General features: G+C 69.8%; 22 protein-coding genes. 19 read left to right on the forward strand and 3 right to left on the reverse strand.

The features are described from left to right. Positions 1–30 precede the first annotated feature (30 nt). The 7 genes from ASD66_RS08790 (at position 31) to smc (ending at position 7,975) form a co-directional block, all read left to right on the forward strand. Positions 31–600, forward strand: a complete 570-nt coding sequence (locus ASD66_RS08790; protein WP_235530016.1) for a YceD family protein — start codon at positions 31–33, stop codon at positions 598–600. A gap of 43 nt (positions 601–643) precedes the next feature. After that, entirely contained in the window at positions 644–829 is a 186-nt protein-coding gene (gene rpmF / locus ASD66_RS08795) for a 50S ribosomal protein L32 (RefSeq protein WP_056890728.1), read from the forward strand. Between the two features lie 25 nt (positions 830–854). Next, positions 855–1,619 (forward strand): ribonuclease III, encoded by a 765-nt coding sequence (gene rnc, locus ASD66_RS08800; RefSeq protein WP_056890729.1) that lies wholly within the window; start codon positions 855–857, stop codon positions 1,617–1,619. Between the two features lie 4 nt (positions 1,620–1,623). Then, the gene (mutM, locus tag ASD66_RS08805) at positions 1,624–2,475 is read left to right on the forward strand and encodes a bifunctional DNA-formamidopyrimidine glycosylase/DNA-(apurinic or apyrimidinic site) lyase (RefSeq protein ID WP_056890730.1); all 852 of its coding nucleotides are present in this window, start codon (positions 1,624–1,626) and stop codon (positions 2,473–2,475) included. A gap of 173 nt (positions 2,476–2,648) precedes the next feature. Further along, positions 2,649–2,861, forward strand: coding sequence for a hypothetical protein (locus ASD66_RS08810; RefSeq protein WP_056676272.1), 213 nt, complete (start codon positions 2,649–2,651; stop codon positions 2,859–2,861). Between the two features lie 163 nt (positions 2,862–3,024). Further along, the gene (locus tag ASD66_RS08815) at positions 3,025–4,263 is read left to right on the forward strand and encodes an MFS transporter (protein WP_082599417.1); all 1,239 of its coding nucleotides are present in this window, start codon (positions 3,025–3,027) and stop codon (positions 4,261–4,263) included. A 157-nt stretch (positions 4,264–4,420) separates the two neighbouring features. Next, positions 4,421–7,975 (forward strand): chromosome segregation protein SMC, encoded by a 3,555-nt coding sequence (smc, locus tag ASD66_RS08820; RefSeq protein WP_056890731.1) that lies wholly within the window; start codon positions 4,421–4,423, stop codon positions 7,973–7,975. A gap of 44 nt (positions 7,976–8,019) precedes the next feature. Here smc and ASD66_RS25515 read toward each other — a convergent pair whose 3' ends face one another. Beyond that, a complete protein-coding gene (locus ASD66_RS25515; RefSeq protein ID WP_268788519.1) occupies positions 8,020–8,142 on the reverse strand; it encodes a hypothetical protein in 123 nt (40 codons plus the stop codon). Between the two features lie 297 nt (positions 8,143–8,439). Between ASD66_RS25515 and ASD66_RS08825 the strand changes: the two genes are divergently transcribed. The 7 genes from ASD66_RS08825 (at position 8,440) to ASD66_RS08855 (ending at position 14,216) form a co-directional block, all read left to right on the forward strand. After that, positions 8,440–8,889, forward strand: coding sequence for an acyl-CoA thioesterase (locus ASD66_RS08825; protein WP_056890732.1), 450 nt, complete (start codon positions 8,440–8,442; stop codon positions 8,887–8,889). 154 nt (positions 8,890–9,043) lie between these two features. Beyond that, positions 9,044–9,226, forward strand: a complete 183-nt coding sequence (locus ASD66_RS08830) for a hypothetical protein (protein ID WP_156388612.1) — start codon at positions 9,044–9,046, stop codon at positions 9,224–9,226. Between the two features lie 42 nt (positions 9,227–9,268). Then, positions 9,269–10,441, forward strand: a complete 1,173-nt coding sequence (gene ftsY, locus ASD66_RS08835) for a signal recognition particle-docking protein FtsY (RefSeq protein WP_056676292.1) — start codon at positions 9,269–9,271, stop codon at positions 10,439–10,441. Between the two features lie 191 nt (positions 10,442–10,632). Further along, positions 10,633–12,030: an ammonium transporter gene (locus ASD66_RS08840; RefSeq protein WP_235530017.1), complete on the forward strand. Its 1,398-nt coding sequence runs from the start codon at positions 10,633–10,635 to the stop codon at positions 12,028–12,030. Continuing rightward, positions 12,027–12,365, forward strand: coding sequence for a P-II family nitrogen regulator (locus ASD66_RS08845; protein WP_056676294.1), 339 nt, complete (start codon positions 12,027–12,029; stop codon positions 12,363–12,365). The genes ASD66_RS08840 and ASD66_RS08845 overlap by 4 nt, the downstream gene beginning before the upstream one ends. A 139-nt stretch (positions 12,366–12,504) precedes the next feature. Then, positions 12,505–13,881 carry an ammonium transporter gene (locus tag ASD66_RS08850; protein ID WP_056890733.1) on the forward strand — a complete coding sequence of 459 codons (1,377 nt, stop codon included), beginning with the start codon at positions 12,505–12,507 and terminating at the stop codon, positions 13,879–13,881. Continuing rightward, positions 13,878–14,216: a P-II family nitrogen regulator gene (locus ASD66_RS08855; RefSeq protein ID WP_056676300.1), complete on the forward strand. Its 339-nt coding sequence runs from the start codon at positions 13,878–13,880 to the stop codon at positions 14,214–14,216. The genes ASD66_RS08850 and ASD66_RS08855 overlap by 4 nt, the downstream gene beginning before the upstream one ends. A 6-nt stretch (positions 14,217–14,222) precedes the next feature. Here ASD66_RS08855 and ASD66_RS08860 read toward each other — a convergent pair whose 3' ends face one another. After that, positions 14,223–14,612 (reverse strand): hypothetical protein, encoded by a 390-nt coding sequence (locus ASD66_RS08860; protein ID WP_056676302.1) that lies wholly within the window; start codon positions 14,610–14,612, stop codon positions 14,223–14,225. A 24-nt stretch (positions 14,613–14,636) separates the two neighbouring features. On the opposite strand from ASD66_RS08860, the gene ASD66_RS08865 reads away from it, so the two are divergent. From ASD66_RS08865 to ASD66_RS08885, 5 genes are all read left to right on the forward strand, one after another. Beyond that, on the forward strand, positions 14,637–16,871 hold the full coding sequence (locus ASD66_RS08865) for a [protein-PII] uridylyltransferase (protein WP_056890734.1): 2,235 nt from the start codon (positions 14,637–14,639) through the stop codon (positions 16,869–16,871). 92 nt (positions 16,872–16,963) lie between these two features. Beyond that, positions 16,964–18,517, forward strand: a complete 1,554-nt coding sequence (ffh, locus tag ASD66_RS08870; RefSeq protein ID WP_056891411.1) for a signal recognition particle protein — start codon at positions 16,964–16,966, stop codon at positions 18,515–18,517. A 12-nt stretch (positions 18,518–18,529) separates the two neighbouring features. Continuing rightward, positions 18,530–19,204, forward strand: coding sequence for a class I SAM-dependent methyltransferase (locus ASD66_RS08875; protein WP_056890735.1), 675 nt, complete (start codon positions 18,530–18,532; stop codon positions 19,202–19,204). Next, positions 19,197–19,589 carry an NYN domain-containing protein gene (locus tag ASD66_RS08880; RefSeq protein ID WP_056890736.1) on the forward strand — a complete coding sequence of 131 codons (393 nt, stop codon included), beginning with the start codon at positions 19,197–19,199 and terminating at the stop codon, positions 19,587–19,589. Before ASD66_RS08875 ends, ASD66_RS08880 begins: the two co-directional genes overlap by 8 nt. 86 nt (positions 19,590–19,675) lie before the next feature. Beyond that, entirely contained in the window at positions 19,676–20,749 is a 1,074-nt protein-coding gene (locus ASD66_RS08885) for an amidohydrolase family protein (protein ID WP_056676314.1), read from the forward strand. Positions 20,750–20,765: 16 nt separating this feature from the next. Here ASD66_RS08885 and ASD66_RS08890 read toward each other — a convergent pair whose 3' ends face one another. Beyond that, positions 20,766–21,659 (reverse strand): VanW family protein, encoded by an 894-nt coding sequence (locus ASD66_RS08890; RefSeq protein WP_235530018.1) that lies wholly within the window; start codon positions 21,657–21,659, stop codon positions 20,766–20,768. Positions 21,660–21,702: the final 43 nt, after the last annotated feature.

The following is a 21,702-nucleotide window of genomic DNA, read 5'->3' on the forward strand; positions in this document are numbered from 1 at the left end:
GGCTGATTTGTTGTGTCTGGACAGGGAGAAGTGAAGACCTCGAAGTTGGACCCGAGAGCGCCGCTCGTGCTCGATACACGCGAGCTCGGCCGCCGCCCGGGGTCCCAGAAGGAATTCACGGAGACTGTTCCGGCACCAGCAGATCTCGGCATCGAGGTCCTCGGTGTCGCCGAAGGCACGCCGGTCGAACTCGACCTGCGGCTCGAGGCGGTCATGGAGGGCGTTCTCGTCACGGGCACGGTCCACACCGAGCTCACCGGCGAGTGTGTGCGGTGCCTGGACCCGATCTCCGACGAGCTCGAAGCGCGGTTCCAGGAGCTGTACGTCTACGACGATGGTCACCACGACATCGACGCAGACGAAGAGAGCGAAGTACGACGACTCGAGGACGACCTGCTCGACCTCGAGCCCGTCCTGCGGGACGCGGTGGTGCTTGCACTACCGTTCCAACCGCTCTGTGAGGAGGACTGTCCCGGGTTGTGCACCGAGTGTGGTGCCCACCTGGCCGACGATCCCGATCACACCCATGAGGCGCCGATCGACCCGCGTTGGGCGGGTCTCGAGGCCCTCACGCAAGACGACAGCAAGACGACAGACTGAAGCGGCAGGCCGAACGGCCTTCGCGAATCCAGAGGAGATCACAGTGGCAGTCCCGAAGCGGAAGATGTCGCGCAGCAACACGCGTCACCGTCGCTCGCAGTGGAAGGCCGTTGCGCCGTCCCTCGTGACGTGTGCCAACCCGGCGTGCGGTTCCAAGCACCTCCCGCACCGCGCGTGCGGCGAGTGCGGCCAGTACGGCGCCAAGGCCGAGCGTCGTCAGGTTCTCTGAACCGTTGACTGAGTTCTCTGAACCGTTGCCGGACCTCACGGAACTCACGTACGAGGAGTTGCGGTCAGCGCTCGGCGATCCTGTCCTGGATCCCGAGCTGCTGGACCGTGCCCTCACACACCGCTCGTTCGCCTACGAGAACGGCGGCCTGCCGACCAACGAGCGCCTGGAGTTCCTGGGCGACTCGGTGCTCGGCGTGGTGGTCACCGAGACGCTGTTCCGCACCCACCCCGACCTGTCCGAGGGCAGGCTGGCGAAGCTGCGGGCCGCAGTGGTCAACGCGCGCGCCCTCGCCGAGGTGGCGCGCACGATCGGTCTCGGTGAGCACATCAAGCTCGGCCGCGGCGAGGAGTCGACCGGTGGCCGCGACAAGGCCTCGATCCTCTCCGACACCGTCGAGGCCGTCATCGGCGCGATCTACATCTCCGGTGGCTTCGAGAACGCCGGTGCGGTCGTGCACCTGCTCTTCGACCCGCTGATGGAGGCCGCCGCCGGGCTCGGCGCCGGCCTCGACTGGAAGACCTCCCTCCAGGAGCTCTCCGCGGAGCGCGCCCTCGGCGTGCCCGAATACGTCATCGAGGACTCCGGTCCCGATCACCTCAAGGAGTTCACCGCCCAGGTGCGGGTCGGCGACTCCCTCTACGGCCACGGCGTCGGCCGCTCCAAGAAGGAAGCCGAGCAGCAGGCCGCGCAGACGGCGTACGGCGAGATCTCGGCCGTCCCGGTGCCCGTGCCCGAGCCCGACACCGAGTCCGCGGTCGAGCCCGAGTCCGACACCGTCTCCGACTGAGGCCGTGCCCGAGCTCCCCGAGGTCGAGGTCGTACGTCGAGGGCTCGACACCCACGCCGTCGGACGCCGCATCGACTCGGTCGAGGTGCTCCACACCCGACCCGTCCGTCGTGACCCCGGCGGCCCCACCGGCTTCGTCGCGTCCCTGACCGGGCGCACGATCGAGGCCGCCCGCCGCCGCGGCAAGTATCTCTGGCTGCCGCTCGACTCCGGCGACGCGATCCTCGGGCACCTCGGCATGAGCGGCCAGATGCTGGTGCAGCCGCCGACCGTGCCCGACGAGAGGCACCTGCGGATCCGCCTGACCCTCTCCGACGGGCAGGAGCTCCGCTTCGTCGACCAGCGCATGTTCGGCGGTCTGGCCACCTCGCCCGGTGGCGCCGAGCTGCCACCCGAGATGGCACACATCGCCCGCGACCTGCTCGACGACGAGTTCGACCTCGACGACTTCACCCGCCGGGTGCGCCGGCGTACCTCCGCGGTCAAACGGCTGCTGCTCGACCAGACCCTGGTCAGCGGTGTCGGCAACATCTACGCCGACGAAGCGCTGTGGCGGGCCGGGCTGCACGGCGAACGACTGGGGGAGAAGCTGACCGCACGCCAGGTCCGCGAGCTGGCCGGCCATGCCGCGCAGGTCATGCGCCAGGCGCTCGACCAGGGCGGCACGTCCTTCGACGCGCTCTACGTCAACGTCAACGGGGAGAGCGGCTACTTCGAGCGGTCCCTCAACGTCTACGGACGCGAGGGAGAGGCCTGCCGCCGGTGTGGGGCTCCGATCCGCCGGGTCGCGTTCATGAACCGGTCGTCGTACTTCTGTCCGGTCTGCCAGAAACCCCCGCGAACCCCGCGTTCTTGATGCGCGAACCGTGGATTCTTGCGGTTCTCACATCAGGAATCCACGGTTCGAAGCGCAAGAATCCACCGTTCGCGAAAACGGACGTTGCCGGTGGTTTGACCATTCCCGCCCGCGGTGGGACTCTTGAAGACGGGCCGAGTCAGGTCCAAATCACAACTTTCGGAGGCTTTTGAATGGCCAAGGCGCTTCTCGGCTACATGAGCAGCGACCAGCAGTTCCTCTCTCGTCAGACGGCCGTGCGACTGGCCGCCGAGAACAGGGCGCTGCGCGAGCGTGTCGCTGATCTTGAAACCCTGATCGTGCGGTTGAGCGAGGAGAACGAAACCCTCGCCGCAGCCGGGGCAGCCGCCCTCCTCGAGCCCGTCGAGGACATGCAACCGGTCTGAACCGGACCCTTGATGACGCTGCGACGGCGTCACCCCTGAGTCGCGCCCGAACGCGACCCGACGGGCCGGACGCGCCCAGACGTGACCGGGCGCGACGCGTCGAGCCTGTGCCGACTTAATCGAAGTGACGCGGGGTCGCGCTTGCCACTAGCGTGACGACCTTGTGAGCCGAATCCTCGACGCCGTCATGCCTCCGCGGCTCGGACGCGACTTCAGGTGGCTGCTCGGCTCCTCCTGGGTGAGCCAGGTGGGCGACGGGATCGCCCTGGCCGCCGGCTCGCTGCTGATCGCGTCGCAGACCCACGACCCGTTCCTGGTCGCGATGGGCGCGCTGCTCCAGCGGCTGCCGTGGCTGCTCTTCGGGCTGTACGCCGGGGTGGTGGCCGACCGACTCGACCGCTTGGTCGTCGTCGTGGCGGTGGACGTCATGCGGGCCGTGGTGCTCGGGGTCCTGGTGCTCGCGCTGGCCACCGGTGTGGTCAACATCGGCCTTGTGCTGGTCGTGCTCTTCCTCTTCGGCACGGCCGAGGTGTTCGCCGACACCACGTCGTCGACGCTGCTGCCGATGGTGGTGGCCAAGCGTGACCTGGGCGTCGCCAACGCCCGTCTGACCGCAGGGTTCGTCACGGTCAACCAGATGCTCGGTCCGCCGGTCGGCGCCGCACTGTTCGCGGCAGGCATGGCCTGGCCGTTCGTCGCCCAGGCCGTGTGCGTGCTCCTCGGTGCTGCCCTGATCGCGAAGATGCGACTGCCTGCGGTGCCCGCGCCGGAGGAGCCGAAGCGGGTGCGTCACGACATCCTCGAGGGGCTGCGTTGGACCTGGCGCCACCCCGCCGTACGCACCCTGACGCTGACCATCGTGGCGTTCAACATCACCTTCGGTGCCGCCTGGTCGGTGCTGGTGCTCTACTCCCTCAAGACCCTCGACATGGGGGAGGTGGGCTTCGGCCTGCTCACCACTGCCGGCGCGATCGGCGGACTGGTCGCCATCGGGTCCTACGACTGGCTCGAGCGGCACTTCTCACTGGGCAACATCATGAGGGTCGGGCTGATCATCGAGACCTTCACCCACCTGGCACTGGCACTGAACCGCTCGGGCCTCGGCGCCATCGTGATCATGTTCGTCTTCGGCGCGCACGCCTTCGTGTGGGGTACGACGTCGCGCACGGTGCGGATGCGCGCCGTACCCACCGAGTTCCAGGGACGGGTCGGCAGCGTCTACCTGGTCGGGGTGTTCGGATCCATGGTGATCGGCACCGCCCTCGGCGGGGTCATCGCCGGAGCCTGGGGGATCGTCGCGCCGTTCTGGTTCGCGTTCGTCGGTTCGGCGCTGCTGGTGGTGCTGATCTGGCGACAGATGCCGCACATCGCGCACGCCGACGAGGCGCTTGTGCGCGGCTGAGGACTGAGGTCCCGGGATGCCGCGATTCGGGGTTGTCGGCGTGTAATCTCGGCCGTGCTGACCCTTCCCCACGGCGCCTGCAATGATTTCGTCGTTCAGCGACATGTTGAAGCTGACCTGTGAAGCTGACCTGACCGCCGCTGCGAGGAGTCGCACGTTGTACCTCAAGAGCCTGACGCTCAAGGGCTTCAAGTCCTTCGCGTCCTCCACGACCCTGCAGCTCGAGCCCGGGATCACCTGCATCGTGGGACCCAACGGCTCCGGCAAGTCCAACGTCGTCGACGCGCTGGCCTGGGTGATGGGGGAGCAGGGTGCCAAGTCGCTGCGCGGCGGCAAGATGGAGGACGTCATCTTCGCCGGCACCTCCGGTCGCCCGCCCCTGGGTCGGGCCGAGGTGCAGCTGACCATCGACAACGCCGACGGCGCCCTGCCGATCGAGTACGCCGAGGTCACGATCAGCCGCACCATGTTCCGCAACGGCGGCTCCGAGTACGCCATCAACGGCAACACGTGCCGGTTGCTCGACGTACAGGAGCTGTTGTCCGACTCCGGCATCGGCCGCGAGATGCACGTGATCGTCGGGCAGGGGCAGCTCGACCAGATCCTGCACGCCACTCCCGAGGAACGGCGCGGCTTCATCGAGGAGGCCGCCGGAGTCCTCAAGCACCGCAAGCGCAAGGAGAAGGCGCTCCGCAAGCTCGACTCCACCGAGGGCAACCTGCACCGCCTCGGTGACCTGCTCAGCGAGATCCGCCGCCAGCTCAAGCCGCTGGGTCGACAGGCCGAGGTGGCCCGCAAGGCGGCCACCGTGCAGGCCGACGTGCGCGATGCCCGGGCCCGCCTGCTGGCCGACGACCTCGTCACCGCCCGTACGGCGCTCGAGCAGGAGATGGCCGACGAGTCGGTGCTGCTCCAGCGGCGGGCACAGGTCGAGAAGGACATCGCCGCGATCCGTGAGCAGGAGGCCACCCTCGAGGCAGCCCTGCGCGAGGACCTGCCCGCCCTGGCGAAGGCACAGGAGACCTGGTTCGCCCTGTCGGGACTCCGTGAGCGCCTGCGCGGCACCCAGTCGCTGGCGAACGAGCGGGTCCGGAATGCGGCCGGCACGGCCGACGAGCCGACCCAGCAGGGCGGCCGCGACCCCGATCAGCTCGAGGCCGAGGCGGCCCGGGTGGGGGAGCAGGAGAAGCAGATCAACGTCGAGCTGGAGAACCAGCGCACGGCGATGAGCGACGCGGTCACCGCCCGCAAGGCGGCCGAGGACGCCGCGGCCGAGGAGGAGCGTCGGGTCGCCGGACTGCAGCGAGCCGCGGCCGACCGACGCGAAGGACTGGCCCGCCTGCACGGTCAGGTCAACGCGCTCAAGTCCCGCGCCGCCGCAGCAGACGAGGAGATCGGCCGACTCACCGTCGCGCACGAGGAGGCCACCGCCCGTGCCGACCGCGCCCAGCGTGACTTCACCGCCCTCGAGACCAGGGTCGCCGGCCTCGACGCCGGCGAGGAGGGGCTCGACGCCGAGCACGAGGCCGCGGTCGGCCTGCTCGACGACCTCGAGGAACGACTCGCGAAGGCGCGCGACGAGGCCACCCTTGCCGACCGGGAGCGCTCGGCACTGATCGCCCGCAAGGAAGCCCTCGAGATGGGGCTGACCCGCAAGGACGGCGCCGGTGCGCTGCTGGCCGCCTCGGACTCCGTCTCCGGACTGCTCGGTTCGGTGGCCGCCCTGCTGACCGTCAGGCCCGGCTACGAGACCGCCATCGCCGGAGCCCTCGGCTCGGCCGCCGACGCGGTCGCCGTGGCCGGCCCCGACGCCGCCATCGACGCGATCACCCACCTCAAGGGCGACGACCTCGGTCGGGCCGGACTGCTGCTCGGCGGTGGCCCCGAGGCCGATGCGGACTGGCCCGGGCTGCCCGGTAGTGCGGCGTACGCCGTGGATGTCGTGGAGTGCCCGGCCGACCTGCGCCCGGCGCTGACCCGGCTGCTCTTCAAGGTGGCCGTGGTCGACGACCTCGACGCCGCGCGTGCCCTGGTCGACTCGATGTCCGACGTCACCGCAGTGACTCGTGAAGGCGACCTGCTGGGTGCCCACTTCGCCTCCGGTGGCTCGGCCAAGCAGCAGTCCCTGATCGAGATCCAGGCCGCGGTCGACGAGGCCGCCCAGGCGCTCGAGGAGGCCGCGGCGTCCTCGGAGCGGTTGATGTTCGAGACCTCGCGCATGGAGACCGAGCGGCTCGACGCCCAGAAGCGGGTCGACGTGGCGTTGGCGAAGCTGCACGAGTCCGACGCGACCCTGGCCGCCGTGGCCGAGGAGCTCGGCCAGTACGGCTCGCAGGCCCGGTCCGCCCGCGGCGAGGCCGAGCGCCTCACCACCGCCATCACGAAGGCCCAGGAGGCCCGCGAGAAGGACCTCGCCGGGCTCGCCGAGCTCGAGACGCGCCTGGCCTCCGCCGAAGAGGCACCCGAGGAGGAGCCCGACACCAGCGTCCGCGAACAGCTGATCGACTCGGCCCGGGCCTCCCGCCAGGCCGAGATGGACGCCCGGCTCGCGCTGCGCACCTCGGAGGAGCGGGCCCGGGCCCTGCACGGCCGCGCCGACGGTCTGCTGCGTGCCGCCCGACAGGAACGCGAAGCCAGGGCCCGTGCCGCCGAACGACGCGAACGACTGATCCGCGAGGGCAAGGCCGCCCAGGCGGTGAGCACCGGTGTCGGCATCGTGCTCGAGCGCCTCGAGGGCTCCGTCGCCACCGCCGCTGAAGCGCGTACGACGGTCGAGCAGTCGCGTGCCGGTCGTGAGCAGGAGCTGATGGCCACCCGCACCCGCCTGCGCGACCTCGACCGTGAGCACGACGAGCTGGTCAACTCCGTCCACCGCGACGAGATGGCCCGCACCCAGCAGCGCATGCGCATCGAGCAGCTCGAGGAGCGCGCCCTCGAGGAGCTCGGCCTCGACCCCGAGGCGCTGGCCAATGAGTACGGCCCCGACAACCTCATCGCCTTCAGCGGTGAGGTGCCCGAGGGCGAGGAGGCCCCCGAGCCAATCCCGTTCGTGCGCGAGGAGCAGACCAAGCGGCTGCGTGCCGCCGAGCGGGCCCTGTCGATGCTGGGCCGGGTCAACCCGCTGGCGCTCGAGGAGTTCTCCGCGATGGAGGAGCGGCACAAGTTCCTCACCGAGCAGCTCGAGGACCTCAAGAAGACCCGCAAGGACCTCCTCGACATCGTGCGCGAGGTCGACAGCCGGGTCGAGCAGGTCTTCACCGAGGCCTGGGAGGACGTGCGGGTCGCCTTCGACCACGTCTTCAAGCGGTTGTTCCCCGGCGGCGAGGGCAAGCTCGTGCTCACCGACCCGGGCGACATGCTCAACACCGGTATCGAGGTCGAGGCCCGTCCGGCCGGCAAGAAGGTCAAGCGGCTCTCGTTGCTCTCCGGTGGCGAGCGGTCACTCGTCGCGGTCGCGTTCCTGGTCTCGCTGTTCAAGGCCCGGCCCTCGCCGTTCTACATCCTCGACGAGGTCGAGGCCGCGCTCGACGACACCAACCTCGGTCGCCTGCTCGAGATCTACGAGGAGCTCCGCGAGAACTCCCAGCTGCTCGTGATCACGCACCAGAAGCGCACGATGGAGGTCGGCGACGCGTTGTACGGCGTGACCATGCGCGGCGACGGTGTCTCCGCGGTGATCAGCCAGCGACTGCGCGAGACCGAGCCCGCCTGACCGATGCCGGCTTGACCGATCCGGGCTTGGGCACCGGATCGCAGTCACCCGGTCGGCTGTGGGGGTTCGACCAGGGCAGCACTCACCGGCACGGCCGGCGCCAGGTCGGCGAGACGCGGCTGGCGGACCGTACGACAGGTGAGCAGGCGGGTGTGGGCGCGGCTCACGCCCAGATCCGGCCCACCGCCCGCGAGTTGCCTGTCGGACGGTCCGGTGCGGTCCGTCAGCGGACGACGAGCGGCCGTCCCAGGGGCAAGACGTTCATTTCGACGGGCAGTTCGCTCGTCCCGATGCTCACGTCACGCTCAGCTGACGCACTCGTGGCGTGAACTGCATGTCGAAATGAACAGCGCCGCCTCACTCGGTGTGGTCAGGCGGCATCGCGGGGCCTGCACGCCGGGTCGCAGTCACCCGGGGCGAGCAGGGTGCACGAGCAGACGAGTCAACCGCATAGGGTGCCCTGCGTGAGTGACGAGAAGACCCGACCCACCCGCGCCGACTACGTCGCCTGGCGCACCGTGACCACCCGGTGGCGCGACGACGACGTCTACGGCCACCTGAACAACGCGACCTACTACGAGTTGTTCGACACGGCCGTCAACGCCCACCTCATGGAGGCGACCGGCACGAACGTGCGGTTCCTGCCGCAGATCGGCGTCGTCGCGGAGACGAGCTGTCGCTACTTCCGCGAGATCGGGTTCCCGGAGCCGATCGAGATGGGACTCGTGGTCGACAAGGTCGGCACGTCGTCGATCATCTACCGGATCGGGCTGTTCCAGGGCGACTCCGACGAGGCCGCGGCCGAGGGCCGCTTCGTGCACGTGTACGTCGACAACGAGCACGGCGCCGGCAACCGGCCCGTCGTGCCGATGCCCGACGTGATCCGCGCTGCCGTCGAGCCCCTGCTGCGCTGACCTGTCGTCAGCTCGTGATGACCTGTCGTGGGGTCGCCGGCGGGCGCCGTACGGCGTGGGGTGTGACACGTTCCGCGCGTCGGAATGGGGGAAGGATGACGTTGCCGTGTCACGATGTTGGTGACGTCCGCTTTCCAACACCGAGGTGATCTGCTTGCTGGCCATCGTGCTGATGATGCTCGTGATCGTGCTGCTCGCGGCAGTGGTCGTGCTCTACGTCGCCTTCCCGCACCGCGGAGAGGACCTGCCCGCGGTGCCGTGGGTCGGCACGGCGCTGCGCAAGGGCGTCGACGCGATGCCCACTCTCGACGAGGAAGCCGCCGACGCCCGGCGCTGACCGTCGCGAGGGGACCCACGGCGGGTCTGATTGGATTGGCCCATGGAATTCCTGGGTGACTGGCTCTACCTGATCATCGGCATCGCCGTCGTCGGCATCCTCGCCGTCGTCGGACTGCTCTCCGGTGGACGCTCGAAGACCAAGCCGCCCGCTGGTGGCACCGACGTCATCGCGCCGCCGCGCGACAAGCCGGTCGAGCCGCCGCCTGAGGTCTCCACCGAGGAGCCCACGGCCGAGCCCGCTCCCGTCGAGCCCGCTCCGGTCGACGCGGGGACGGCCCCGGCTCTCGAGAAGCCCGAGGGCACCGCCAGCCGACTGGTTCGGCTGCGTCAGCGTCTCTCCAGGTCGCAGAGCGGTCTGGGCAAGGGGCTGCTGGCCCTCCTCTCGCGGGACCGCCTCGACGAGGACACCTGGGAGGACATCGAGGACACCCTCATCACCGCCGACATCGGTGTCGTCCCGACGCAGGAACTGGTCGAGAAGCTGCGCACCCGGCTCCGCGTCGAGGGGAACGAGGCCGGTACGCCGCGCCAGGTGCTGCGCGAGGAGCTGGTCAACCTGGTCGACCCGACCATGGACCGCCGCCTGGCCATCACCGGTGCGGACGGGCTCCCCGGCGTCGTGCTCGTGGTCGGCGTGAACGGCGCCGGCAAGACCACGACCGTCGGCAAGATCTCCCGCATCCTCGTCGCCGATGACCGCAAGGTCGTGCTCGGCGCCGCGGACACGTTCCGTGCCGCCGCCGTCGAGCAGCTCGCGACCTGGGGCGAGCGTGTCGGCGTGCCGGTGGTCCGCGGACCCGAGGGCTCCGACCCCGCCAGCGTCGCCTTCGAGTCGGTCAAGCGTGGCGTCGAGGAGAACTACGACGTGGTGCTGGTCGACACCGCCGGCCGCCTGCAGAACAAGGCCGGCCTCATGGATGAGCTCGGCAAGGTGAAGCGGGTGATCGAGAAGCAGGCGCCGGTGACCGAGGTGCTGCTGGTCCTCGACGCCACCACCGGCCAGAACGGCATGATCCAGGCCCGCGTCTTCTCCGAGATCGTCAACGTCACCGGCATCGTGCTGACCAAGCTCGACGGTTCGGCCAAGGGCGGGATCGTGGTCGCCGTGCAACGTGAGCTCGGCGTCCCGGTCAAGCTGGTCGGCCTCGGCGAAGGCGCCGACGACCTGGCGCCGTTCGACCCCGAGGCATTCGTCGACGCCCTCCTCGGCTGAGGCGTCCCCGTGTGAGCAACGCGTCACACGGAAGTAACACACGGCGGGAACTCGTTTCCTGAGCGCAATGAAGCAACGCGCAAGCCGAAATCTCCAGAGGTGAAGGTTTCACCAACTGAGCGGGAGAGTGTGCCGACATCGTCGTCGGCGTGGGGGCTCCCGCCACTCCGTGATCCACCCCTGGAGGTTCCGTGTACGACGGCTACTACACCTGGATGCTGGTGTCGGCGTCGCTGGTCTTGTTGATGACCGCGCCCGGCCTGGCACTGTTCTACGGCGGCATGAGCCGCTCGAAGTCCGTGCTCAACATGATGATGATGTCGTTCGCGGCCCTGGGCGTCGTCGGCATCGTGTACGTCCTCTGGGGCTGGAACATGTCCTACGGCGACTCCTACGCCGACGCGAACGGCGACACCGGCAAGGAGATCCTCGGCCTCTTCGCCAACCCGTTCCACAACTTCGGGATCAGCAACCTCGACCCGGCCAACTACGTGTTCGTCGCGTTCCAGCTGACCTTCGCCGTGATCACCGCGGCGCTGATCAGCGGCGCCATCGCGGACCGCGTGAAGTTCTCGGCCTGGCTGGTCTTCGTCCCGCTGTGGGTCACGCTCTCCTACTTCCCGCTCGCACACATGGTGTGGGGCGGCGGCTTCCTGACCTGGGCCGACGGTGACGGCCTGGCCGGCATGCTGTTCGGCACCACCGACGGTCTGCCCAACGTGGCGCCGATCGACTACGCCGGCGGCACCGTGGTGCACATCAACGCCGGTATCGCCGGGCTCGTCCTGGTGCTGCTGATCGGCAAGCGCCTCGGCTTCGGCAAGGAGCCGATGAAGCCGCACAACCTGACCCTCACCATGATCGGTGCCGGCCTGCTGTGGTTCGGCTGGTTCGGCTTCAACGTCGGCTCGATCGTCTTCGGCTCGACCGAGGAAGAGGCGATGCTCACCCAGTTCACCACCGAGACCGGCCTGGTCTGGATCAACACCACGGTGGCCACCTGTGCCGCAATGCTCGGCTGGCTGCTCCTGGAGAAGATCCGTGACGGCAAGGCCACCTCGCTGGGTGCCGCGTCGGGCATCGTCGCCGGTCTCGTCGCCATCACCCCGGCCTGTGGTTCGCTGACCCCGGTCGGCTCCATCGGCCTGGGCCTCGTCGCCGGCATGCTCTGCGCGATGGCGGTCGGCCTGAAGTACCGCTTCGGCTACGACGACTCGCTCGACGTAATCGGTGTCCACCTCGTCGGCGGTCTCGTCGGCACGATCGGCATCGGCTTCCTCGCCGCGCCGACAGCCGCCACCGAGGCCATCCCCGAGGGCCTGCTCTACGGCGGCAGCTGGAAGCTCCTCGCCGTGCAGCTCGCCTGCGCCGGCTTCGCGATCCTCTGGTCGGCCGTCGCCACGCTCATCATCGGCCTGGCCATCAAGTACACGATGGGCTGGAGGGTCCACGACGACCACGAGGTCGAGGGCATCGACTTCAACGAGCACGGTGAGTCGGCGTACGACCTGGCCGGCACGTCGGGTGCCCGCCGCGGCCTGACGCCCAGCACGGGCGTCCTCAAGGAGAAGGAAGGTGCCAACGCATGAAGCTGGTCACCGCGGTCATCAAGCCGCACAAGTGGGAAGACGTGCGTGAGGCTCTCGAGACCTTCGGCGTGACGGGCATGACCGTCAGCGAGGTCAGCGGCTACGGCCGCCAGAAGGGCCACACCGAGGTCTACCGGGGCGCGGAGTACGACATCGCCTTGGTGCCCAAGATCCGCATCGAGATCGTCGTGGACGACGCAGACGCCGACGACATCGTGGGCATCGTCGTCAAGACCGCCGCCACCGGCCGGATCGGTGACGGAAAGGTCTGGGTCAGCCCGATCGAGACGGTCGTGCGGGTCCGCACCGGCGACCGCGACGAAGCGGCGATCTGACCGACGTGACATTGGTCCCGGCCTCCAGGCCGTCTGATTCAGACGGGGCGCCGTACGGCGTGGGGAGGCCGGGACTTGTTACCTGCGCGAAACACAACACGACCTCGGCGGTAACGACCGCGAAGCACAGTTTCGCCCCATGACTTCACCTCTCGTCGCGTCCGCGGGCCTCGACACCGGGGACACCGCCTGGCTGCTCGTCGCCACGGCCCTCGTGCTCCTGATGGCACCGGGCCTGGCCCTGTTCTACGGCGGCATGGTCCGCTCCAAGAGCGTGCTCAACATGATGATGATGACCTTCGGCTCCCTGGCCGTGATCATCGTGATCTGGGTGCTGGTCGGCTACTCGATCGCGTTCGGTGACGACCTGGGTGCCGGCCTGGTCGGCGATCCGCGCCAGTTCGCCGGGCTCGGGCAGCTGATGGAGCCCAGCGCGAACGGCGACTCGACGTACCCGCTGATCCTCTTCGCCGTCTTCCAGGGCCTGTTCTGCGTGATCACCGGAGCCCTGGTCTCCGGAGCGATCGCGGACCGGGCCCGCTTCGGCGCCTGGATCGTCTTCATCGCCCTGTGGACGGTGCTGGTCTACGCACCCATCGCGCACTGGGTCTTCGACCTCTCCGCCGGTGACCACGAGGGTGGCTGGCTGCTCAACGGCCTCGGCCTGGTCGACTTCGCGGGCGGCACGGCGGTGGAGATCTGCTCCGGCGCCTCCGCCCTGGCCCTCGCTCTCGTGCTGGGCCCGCGGGTCGGGTTCGGCAAGGACTCGATGCGGCCGCACAACCTGACCCTCGTCATGCTCGGCGCCGGCCTGCTGTGGTTCGGCTGGTTCGGGTTCAACGCCGGGTCCGCGCTCGGTGCCGACCAGAACGCAGCACTGGTCTTCGTGGCCACCCTGCTCGCCGGCGCCGCCGGAACCCTGGGCTGGCTGGCCGTCGAGCGGTTCCGTGACGGCCACGCCACCTCTCTCGGCGCGGCCTCGGGAATGGTGGCCGGCCTGGTCGCCATCACACCGTCCTGCGGCGCCGTGTCGCCGATGGGTGCGCTCGCCATGGGCGTGGTCGCCGGTGCCATCTGCTCCGGCGCGATCGGCCTGAAGTACCGCTGGAAGTACGACGACTCGCTCGACGTCGTCGGCGTGCACATGGTCGGTGGCCTGGTCGGCACGTTCGGCATCGGCCTGATCGGTACGTCGGCGGCACCCAGCGGCGTCGACGGACTGTTCTACGGTGGCGGCTTCGACCAGCTCGGCAAGCAGGTGCTCGGCGGGGGAGTCGTGCTGGCCTACGCGTTCGTCGTCTCGGGCATCCTTGGACTCCTGGTCCACAAGCTGATGGGCTTCCGGGTCGACGAGGAGCATGAGATCACCGGCATCGACCTGGTCGTCCACGCCGAGTCGGCGTACGACCTGCACGCGTCGGCGGGAGCTCGCACCACGGGCCACGGCTTCCTGGCCGGCCTGACCCACCACGATCCGTCCCAGCACGACACCAGCCACAACGAGGAGAACCGATGAAGCTGATCACCGCAGTCATCAAGCCGCACAAGTGGGAGGACGTCCGCTCCGCCCTCGAGACCGTGGGCATCACCGGCATGACGGTCAGTGAGGTCAGCGGCTACGGGCGCCAGAAGGGCCACACCGAGGTCTACCGCGGTGCGGAGTACGACATCGCCCTGGTGCCGAAGGTGCGTCTCGAGATCGTGGTCGACGACGACGACGTGGACACCGTCGCGGGCGTGATCGTGTCGGCTGCCGCGACGGGCAAGATCGGTGACGGCAAGGTCTGGGTCAGCCCCGTCGAGAGCGTCGTGCGGGTGCGCACCGGTGACCGCGACGAGGCGGCCATCTGAGGAGGCTCAGACGCCGCGGGCGTCTTCGACGCCCAGCTTCACGCCGATGGCGATGACACCGATCGAGGTCAGGATGCCGCTAGCCCACAGCAACAGCACGCTCGCCCCGGCGGCGACGCCGCGCCCGTCGGCGCCCACCGCCGACAGCCAGCCGATCAGCCCGAGCACGATGCCGAGGACGACGAAGATCAGGCCGGAGGGGAGCCCGCTGATGAACTCGGGCACCGGCGCGATCGGATCCTCGTCGGCCACCCGCGGGGTCGCGACCGTCGACTGTTCGTCGAGCTCGTCGACCTCGACGAACTCGGCGCCGGCCAGCGACGCACCGCATGCCGGGCAGGCCTTGAGGAACTCCTGCGGCACCTGGTGGCCGTTGGCACAGATCCGGATCTCCATGCCGTCATTCTTGCAGGGCTCTTCATGAGTGCCGCCGACAGGCAGGCCCGCACCGAGGCGGCCGACGCCCTCTGCACCAAGGCGTACGCCGACCTCCATGGGCCCGACACGGGCGTCGCCCTGGTGGCCGTCGGGGGCTACGGCCGGGGAGAGCTGGCTCCGTTCTCCGACCTCGACGTGGTGCTGGTCCACGATGACGACGTCGACCCCGGTGAGCTGGCCACGGCCATCTGGTACCCGCTGTGGGACTCGGCGGCCAAGCTCGACCACTCGGTGAGGTCCTTCGGGCAGACCGTGGACGCGGCCTCCGACGACCTGCGCGTCGCCCTGGGCATGCAGGACGTGCGGTTCCTGGCCGGTGACAGCAACCTGGCCCTGCGGCTGCGCACGACGATGCTGGCGCAGTGGCGGCGGGAGGCGAAGTCGCGGCTGCCCGACCTGCACAAGCTCGTCGTGCAGCGCCACACGCTGATGGGGGAGCTGGCCCATGCCTCCGTGCCCGACCTGAAGGAGTCCCAGGGCGGCCTGCGCGACGCCACCGTGATGAAGGCGCTGGTGGCGACGTGGCTGGTCGACGCGCCCCACGTGGAGCTCGAACGCTGCCGCCAGGACCTGCTCGACGTACGCGACGTGGTCCAGGGCCTGGCCGGCCGGGCCAACGACCGCGTCCCACCGGAGATCTGGGCACAGCTGCCGGAGCCGCTCGGCCTCGACGACACGGTCGCCGCGCAGGTCGTCGTCCGTGACCTGGGTCGCCGGATCACGCACATCTCACGGCTGACCTGGCGCCGGGTCGAGTCCGTGCTGGCCCCACCCGCCGCGGTCGGTGCCCGGCGTCCGGACCTCGACCCGATCGCACCCGGTGTCGCGGTCTCCAAGAACGAGGTGGTCCTCGACAGGGGAGCCCGCCCGGAGAAGGACCCGGTCCTGCTGCTGCGGGCCGCCACCGCGGCGGCCGAGCGCGACATCGTGCTGGCGCCCGCCACTGCCGCGCGGCTGGTCCGCGCCTGCCCGCCACTGCCGGAGCCGTGGCCGACCGAGGCAAGGCAGCTTCTGGTGCGGATGCTGGCCGCGGGCCGCGGTCTCCTCGGCGTCTGGGAGACGCTCGAGCAGACCGGCGCACTCGCCCGGATCCTGCCCGAGTGGGAGCGCATCCGGTCACTGCCGCACGCGTCGGCGATCCACCGCTTCACCGTCGACCGCCACGTGGTGGAGACCTGCATCGAGGCGGGCGCGCTGATCCGCACCGTGGCCCGCCCGGACGTGCTGCTGGTGGCGGCGTTGCTGCACGACATCGGCAAGGGCGGGCTCATCGAGCACAGCCAGGCGGGGGAGCCGATCGCCCGCGAGGTGGCCACCCGGTTCGGGTTCGCGCCCGACGAGGTCGACCTCATCGCGACGCTGGTGCGATGGCACCTCCTGCTGTCGGAGACCGCGACGACGCGCGACCCCGACGACCCGGCGACGGTCGACGTCGTGGTCTCGCACCTTCCGTCCGCCGAAGCGCTCTCGCTGCTCCTGGCGCTGACCGAGGCGGACGCCCGGGCAGCCTCGGGCAAGGCCTGGTCGACCTGGCGCGCCGGCCTGGTCCGGCAACTGGCGCGTCGCTGCCACTCCGCGCTGGTGGCCGCGGAGACCGGGACGACGCGCCCCCGCCTCCCCGAGCCGGAGGTGCCCGTGCCGGCGGAGGTGGTCGCCGATCCGTCGGCCATCGCGGTGTCGGTGACGCCGGGCACCGACGGGTGCCGGGTGACGGTGGTCTCCGGCGACCGGGTCGGACTGCTCGCCGACGCCGCGGCGATGCTGGCCCTGCACCGTACGTCGGTGCACGCGGCGCGGGCCTGGACCCAGGACGCGTACGGCGTCTCGCAGTGGGAGGTCTCCGACCAGCACCTCGACGTCGCCGTCCTGCGGCAACGCATCCAGGGCATCGCCGAGGGACGCATCGACGTCTCGCGCAAGCTGGCCCGGCCCACGGCCACGCGTCTGGCGCCCAGTGTCGTCGTACGCCCGGAGGCGTCGGAGCGCGCCACGGTCCTCGAGGTGCGCACCGACGACCGGCCCGGCGTGGTCCACCTCGTCTGCTCCGCCCTGGCCGCGGTCGGGGTGTCGGTGCGCTCGGCGCACGTGGACACGCTCGGTCCGCAGGCGATCGACGTGTTCTACCTGCAGGAGACCGGGGCGGGGGTGCTCACCGACGTACGCGCGGCGGAGGCCGCCCACGCCGTACGCGCGGCGCTCACGACGACCGGGCCCTGAGCCGCCGCGGGGCAGGCTTTTTCGGACAGTCGCGCCCGGCGGTTACCCTTGACCACTGATCCACGCCTGCCGCTACCCAGGGGATGCCCGACTTGTTCGCAACACTTTCCGACCGGCTTGCCGACACCTTCAAGAACCTCCGTGGCAAGGGCCGGCTCTCCGAAGCCGACATCGACGCCACCGCGCGCGAGATCCGCATCGCGCTGCTCGAGGCCGACGTCGCCCTGCCCGTGGTCAAGGAGTTCGTGGGCGCGGTCAAGGAGCGGGCCCGTGGCGAAGAGGTCAGCGGTGCACTGAACCCGGCGCAGCAGATCATCAAGATCGTCAACGAAGAGCTCGTCACCATCCTCGGCGGCGAGACGCGTCGCCTGCGGTTCGCGAAGTCCGGCCCGACAGTCATCATGCTGGCCGGCCTCCAGGGTGCCGGCAAGACGACGCTGGCCGCGAAGCTGGCGCTGTGGCTCAAGGAGCAGGACAAGACCCCGCTCCTGGTCGCCTGCGACCTCCAGCGCCCCAACGCCGTCAACCAGCTCCAGGTCAACGGTGAGCGCGTCGGCGTGCCCGTGTTCGCCCCCGAGCCCGGCAACGGCGTCGGCAACCCGGTCTCCGTCGCCCAGGCCTCGATCGAGGAGGCCAGGCGCAAGCTGTACGACGTGGTCATCGTCGACACCGCCGGTCGACTCGGTGTCGACGCGGAGATGATGCAGCAGGCCTCCGACATCCGCGACGCGGTGAGCCCCGACGAGGTGCTCTTCGTCGTCGACGCGATGATCGGCCAGGACGCCGTCAACACCGCGCTGGCCTTCCAGGAGGGCGTCGGCTACGACGGCGTCGTCCTCACCAAGCTCGACGGTGACGCCCGCGGTGGTGCGGCCCTGTCGATCGCGTCGATCACCGGCAAGCCGGTCATGTTCGCCTCCGCCGGCGAGAAGATGACCGACTTCGACCTCTTCCACCCCGACCGGATGGCCTCGCGCATCCTCGACATGGGCGACATGCTCACCCTGATCGAGCAGGCCGAGAAGGCCTTCGACCAGGACGAGGCGCTCAAGGCCGCGGAGAAGCTCACCGGCAAGGGCGGCGACTTCACGCTCACCGACTTCCTCGCCCAGATGCAGCAGATCCGCAAGATGGGCTCGCTGACCAAGATCATGGGCATGCTGCCCGGGATGGGCCAGTTCCGTGAGCAGCTCGACAACTTCGACGAGCGCGAGATCGACCGCATCCAGGCGATCATCTACTCGATGACGCCGGGCGAGCGGGAGAACCCGAAGATGATCGACGGCTCCCGCCGGCTGCGCATCTCGAAGGGTTCGGGCACCCAGGTCTCCGACGTCAACACGCTGGTCGACCGCTTCTTCGAGGCGAAGAAGATGATGCAGCAGATGGCCCGCGGTGGCGGCATGCCCGGCATGCCGGGCGTCCCCGGCATGGGCGGGGGAGCAGGCAAGGGCAAGCAGAAGCCGCAGAAGGGCAAGAAGAAGCGCGTCTCCGGCAACCCGGCCAAGGCCGCGCAGCAGAAGAAGGAGCTCGAGGAGAAGTCCAAGGCCGGCGGCAACCCGTTCGGCACGCCCGGCGGCATCGACTACGAGACTGCGGCCGAGAACCTCGAGCTGCCCAAGGACTTCTCCAAGTTCCTGAAGTGACGCGGGCCTGCGATGTCCTCGGATCCCGACGCTGACGCCCGCCGGCTCGCAGCAGTCGCCGGTGAGGGCGACGACCCGAACCGCTGGTTCGAGGAGCTCTACGCCGCGGCGGAACGCGGCGAGGCCGTGGTGCCGTGGGACCGCGGTGGCCCGCACCCGATGCTCGAGTGGTGGGTCGACGAACGCCTGGCCGCGCAGCACCTGTCCGCCGGGGCACGCGCCATGGTGGTGGGCGCCGGTCCCGGCCACGACGCGCTCCTTCTCGACGATCGCGGCTTCCTGACCACGGCCTTCGACATCTCACCGACCGCCGTCGCCGTTGCTGCCGAACGACTGGGCGACACCTCGGTCGTCGTACGCCGGGCCGACCTGCTCGACCTTCCCGCCGAGTGGAGCGGAGCCTTCGACCTGGTCGTCGAGGCGATGACCGTCCAGGCGATGCCGCGCTCCCTGCGCGAGCGGGGCACCGAAGCAGTGCGGTCCATGGTCGCGCAGGGTGGCGTGCTCCTGGTGATCGGCATGCTGCTGCCCGAGGGTGGTGACCTTGACGAGGGGCCGCCGTGGCTGCTCACCCGTGACGAGATCGATGCCTTCGCCCGCGACGGCATCGAGTTCGTGCAGCTGGAGGACCAGCCCGGCTCCGACGGCGACACGGTGCGCTACCTGGCCGAGTTCCGACGTGCCTGAGCTCCCACGTGCTGAGCCCCGGCGCGTGCTGGTGGTCGACGCGGCCAACGTGGTCGGCACCAGGCCCGACGGCTGGTGGAACGACCGTGCGGGTGCGGCCCGCCGACTGCACGGCCAGTTGATGGTCGGCGACACGTCGTACGACGAGATCGTGCTGGTGCTCGAGGGCGGCGCGAAGGGTGGCGTCCGAGCGGGACGTGACGGCCATGTCCGCACGGTGCACGCCAAGGGGGCCGGCGACGACACGATCGTGGCCGAGACACGGGCGGCGATCACGGCCGGCCACCGGGTCACGGTGATCTCCGCCGACCGGATGCTCCAGTCACTCGTGCAGGGCGCCGGGGCGATGGCGATGTCGCCCTCCTGGCTGCTCGACCAGCTCTGACCCGCTAGGGGGCGGTCGAGTGCTGAGGTGGCCGCCTGAACGACCACCACGGCACTCGACCGGGTGGAGTCGGTACGGTCGGGGGCATGACTGCGTTGAGGTTCTCCGGACCAGTGCTGCCCGACGGCGAGGCACGCGAGCTGTACGTCGTGGACGGCACGATCACCTACGAAAGGCAGGCCGGCGCCGAGAGCGCCGCAGAGGGATGGATCGTGCCGGGCCTGGTCGACGCCCACTGCCACCTCGGGCTGGACGACGACGGCGCCATCAGCGACGAGGAGACCGAGCAGCAGGCGATCGCCGACCGCGACGCCGGCGCTCTCCTGATCCGTGACTGCGGCTCGGCCGCGGACACGGCCTGGATCCACGACCGCGACGACCTGCCTCGGCTGATCCGGGCGGGACGCCACATCGCCCGCACCAAGCGCTACATCCGCAACTACGCCCACGAGGTCGAACCCTTCGACCTGCCGGCGTACGTCGCCCAGGAGGCACAGCGCGGCGACGGCTGGGTGAAGCTCGTCGGTGACTGGATCTCGCGCGAGACCGGCGACCTGGCTCCGAGCTTCCCGGCCGAGACGTTCGCCGAGGCGATCAGGGTCGCTCACGAGCACGGCGCGAAGGTCACCGCGCACTGCTTCGGAAGCGCCGTGCTTCCCGGCCTGATCGACGCAGGCATCGACTGCATCGAGCACGGCACCGGGCTCTCCGAGGACCTGATCGACCGGATGGCCGCCCAGGGCACGGCACTGGTGCCGACCGTGATGCAGCTCGACAAGTTCCCGACGTACGCCGAGGCAGGGGCGGCGAAGTTCCCCGCCTATGCGGCCACGATGACCGACCTGTTCGACCGTCGCGCGGACACGATCATGGCCGCCCGGGAGGCCGGCGTGCAGCTCTATGCCGGGTCTGACGGCGGGGGAGTGAGCCGTCACGGCAACCTGCCCGGCGAGGTGATCGCGATGCGCGGTATCGGGCTGAGCGCCGAGGACGCGCTCGGTGCCGCGTCGTGGCGGGCCCGCGGCTGGCTCGGCTGGAACAGCGGCCTCGACGAGGGTGCGCCGGCCGACTTCGTGGTCTACCCGCGCAACCCGCTGGAGGACCTGTCGGTGCTGTTCGAGCCGACCGCGGTCGTGCTGCGCGGCAGCGTCGTCGCCTGAGTCCGCAGCGGGGCACTCAGTCGACGACGTCGATGATGCGGCCGTCGGCCGGTTCGTACTTCACCAGGGCGCAGTTCTTCTTCAGCAGCTCCTCGCCGATCGCGTTGCCGCTGCGACGCGAGATGACGGTCCGCCAGATCTCGTTCTTGCGGAAGATCTCGCCGTCGTGGCGCAGGAAGGCCTCGTTGCGCGCCTCCACCTTGTACGACGTCTCCGGCAGCTCGTCGACCAGCAGCTCGCCGCGCAGGTGCCGCTCGTCGACGAAGGCCTTGAGCTGGAAGGTGTGCGCGGTGTCGTTGCGGACGACGAGGTCGACGTAGTTGTAGACGATCGAGCAGCCCACGCCCCACGGCAGCACCCGGCCCTTGTCGGGGAAGGGGTCGAAGCTGTGCTCGGAGCGTTCGACGACGGTCAGCGGTGAGTGCAGGAACATCCAGTGCAGCAGGTTGGCGAGCTGGCAGATCCCACCACCCACACCGGGCACCGCCGCCCCGTTGGACAGCCGCATCCCCTCGACGTACCCCTTGCTGCGGGTGCAGTTGCCGACCGCCTTGTTGAACGAGAACGACTCGCCGGGGCGGATCACGATGCCGTCGACCCGGGCGCTGGCCAGGCGCAGGTTCACCACCTTGTTGCGCTGGAGCACCATCTCGTCCTCGGACAGCTCGCGCATCAACAGGGACGCATGCTTCTTCACCCGCACGGGCAGGGACGTCGTGCGACGCTCTGTCGCCCAGGCAGTGTCCGACCGCATCCACTGGATCCGCCGGCGCACCCGGTGGGCCCGCACCGCCCAGGGGTAGAGCGCCGGAAGACGCTGGGTCAGCCGCGGGGGTGCGACCACCTGGGCGGGGATGTCGAGGCCCATGGTGGCGGCGTCGGCGAGGGTGACTCTGGTCAGCGTGCTCATCGGGTTTCCTGTCGTAGAACTGCTCCTTCCCTTTCTGACGCAC

It is taken from the genome of Nocardioides sp. Root151 (assembly GCF_001427925.1).
Taxonomy (GTDB): domain Bacteria; phylum Actinomycetota; class Actinomycetes; order Propionibacteriales; family Nocardioidaceae; genus Nocardioides.

Coding starts and splice junctions, on each gene's coding strand:
- ASD66_RS08875 (WP_056890735.1), top strand. CDS start 18,530: ATGTCCTCGGATCCCGACGCTGACGCCCGCCGGCTCGCAGCAGTCGCC.
- ftsY (WP_056676292.1), top strand. CDS start 9,269: ATGGAATTCCTGGGTGACTGGCTCTACCTGATCATCGGCATCGCCGTC.
- ASD66_RS08890 (WP_235530018.1), bottom strand. CDS start 21,659: ATGAGCACGCTGACCAGAGTCACCCTCGCCGACGCCGCCACCATGGGC.
- ASD66_RS08810 (WP_056676272.1), top strand. CDS start 2,649: ATGGCCAAGGCGCTTCTCGGCTACATGAGCAGCGACCAGCAGTTCCTC.
- ASD66_RS08860 (WP_056676302.1), bottom strand. CDS start 14,612: ATGGAGATCCGGATCTGTGCCAACGGCCACCAGGTGCCGCAGGAGTTC.
- ASD66_RS08885 (WP_056676314.1), top strand. CDS start 19,676: ATGACTGCGTTGAGGTTCTCCGGACCAGTGCTGCCCGACGGCGAGGCA.
- ASD66_RS08850 (WP_056890733.1), top strand. CDS start 12,505: ATGACTTCACCTCTCGTCGCGTCCGCGGGCCTCGACACCGGGGACACC.
- ASD66_RS08845 (WP_056676294.1), top strand. CDS start 12,027: ATGAAGCTGGTCACCGCGGTCATCAAGCCGCACAAGTGGGAAGACGTG.
- ASD66_RS08855 (WP_056676300.1), top strand. CDS start 13,878: ATGAAGCTGATCACCGCAGTCATCAAGCCGCACAAGTGGGAGGACGTC.
- ASD66_RS08865 (WP_056890734.1), top strand. CDS start 14,637: ATGAGTGCCGCCGACAGGCAGGCCCGCACCGAGGCGGCCGACGCCCTC.